The sequence below is a fragment of the Vibrio salilacus genome, assembly GCF_002811245.1.
Lineage (GTDB): Bacteria > Pseudomonadota > Gammaproteobacteria > Enterobacterales > Vibrionaceae > Vibrio > Vibrio salilacus.
Map to the genome: position 1 here is coordinate 1 of NZ_NIVQ01000060.1, position 1,859 is coordinate 1,859.

The 1,859-nt window shown below is 50.8% G+C and carries 1 rRNA gene; it reads left to right on the forward strand.

Annotated features, from left to right (window positions below):
• Positions 1-260 precede the first annotated feature (260 nt).
• A 16S ribosomal RNA gene (locus CDZ87_RS16630) occupies positions 261-1,820 on the forward strand.
• The last annotated feature ends 39 nt before the right edge of the window (positions 1,821-1,859 follow it).

A 1,859-nucleotide genomic window follows, 5' to 3' on the forward strand; every position in this document is an offset into this window, starting at 1 on the left:
ACCTATCAATCTGTGTGGGCACTCGTTGATGACAATCCAATAAGTTATTGCTTAGGCAATGACAGTTTCTTCGGAAACGCATTGGGTTCAATGAACTGAGTGACCAATACGAATAGCTACTTGTAGTTATTTGGCACAGTCAATTCATTATCGTTCTGTTCCTATTTATTTAAGAAGAGAAAGATAATAGCTTTAAAATTACCGTTTACTTTCGAGTAAGCGCAGTTTTGAAGTCAGTATTCATTGAGCCGAAAAAACTTAAATTGAAGAGTTTGATCATGGCTCAGATTGAACGCTGGCGGCAGGCCTAACACATGCAAGTCGAGCGGTAACATTTCAAAAGCTTGCTTTTGAAGATGACGAGCGGCGGACGGGTGAGTAATGCCTGGGAAATTGCCCTGATGTGGGGGATAACCATTGGAAACGATGGCTAATACCGCATGATGTCCTTGTTTATAATGAGCGGGGACCAAAGAGGGGGACCTTCGGGCCTCTCGCGTCAGGATATGCCCAGGTGGGATTAGCTAGTTGGTGAGGTAAGGGCTCACCAAGGCGACGATCCCTAGCTGGTCTGAGAGGATGATCAGCCACACTGGAACTGAGACACGGTCCAGACTCCTACGGGAGGCAGCAGTGGGGAATATTGCACAATGGGCGCAAGCCTGATGCAGCCATGCCGCGTGTATGAAGAAGGCCTTCGGGTTGTAAAGTACTTTCAGTCGTGAGGAAGGGGGTATCGTTAATAGCGGTATTCTTTGACGTTAGCGACAGAAGAAGCACCGGCTAACTCCGTGCCAGCAGCCGCGGTAATACGGAGGGTGCGAGCGTTAATCGGAATTACTGGGCGTAAAGCGCATGCAGGTGGTTCGTTAAGTCAGATGTGAAAGCCCGGGGCTCAACCTCGGAATAGCATTTGAAACTGTCGGACTAGAGTACTGTAGAGGGGGGTAGAATTTCAGGTGTAGCGGTGAAATGCGTAGAGATCTGAAGGAATACCAGTGGCGAAGGCGGCCCCCTGGACAGATACTGACACTCAGATGCGAAAGCGTGGGGAGCAAACAGGATTAGATACCCTGGTAGTCCACGCCGTAAACGATGTCTACTTGGAGGTTGTGGCCTTGAGCCGTGGCTTTCGGAGCTAACGCGTTAAGTAGACCGCCTGGGGAGTACGGTCGCAAGATTAAAACTCAAATGAATTGACGGGGGCCCGCACAAGCGGTGGAGCATGTGGTTTAATTCGATGCAACGCGAAGAACCTTACCTACTCTTGACATCCAGAGAAGCCGGAAGAGATTCTGGTGTGCCTTCGGGAGCTCTGAGACAGGTGCTGCATGGCTGTCGTCAGCTCGTGTTGTGAAATGTTGGGTTAAGTCCCGCAACGAGCGCAACCCTTATCCTTGTTTGCCAGCGAGTCATGTCGGGAACTCCAGGGAGACTGCCGGTGATAAACCGGAGGAAGGTGGGGACGACGTCAAGTCATCATGGCCCTTACGAGTAGGGCTACACACGTGCTACAATGGCGCATACAGAGGGCGGCGAGACAGCGATGTCAAGCGAATCCCAAAAAGTGCGTCGTAGTCCGGATTGGAGTCTGCAACTCGACTCCATGAAGTCGGAATCGCTAGTAATCGTGGATCAGAATGCCACGGTGAATACGTTCCCGGGCCTTGTACACACCGCCCGTCACACCATGGGAGTGGGCTGCAAAAGAAGTAGGTAGTTTAACCTTCGGGAGAACGCTTACCACTTTGTGGTTCATGACTGGGGTGAAGTCGTAACAAGGTAGCCCTAGGGGAACCTGGGGCTGGATCACCTCCTTATACGATGATTGCTCACGATGAGTGTCCACACAGATTGAT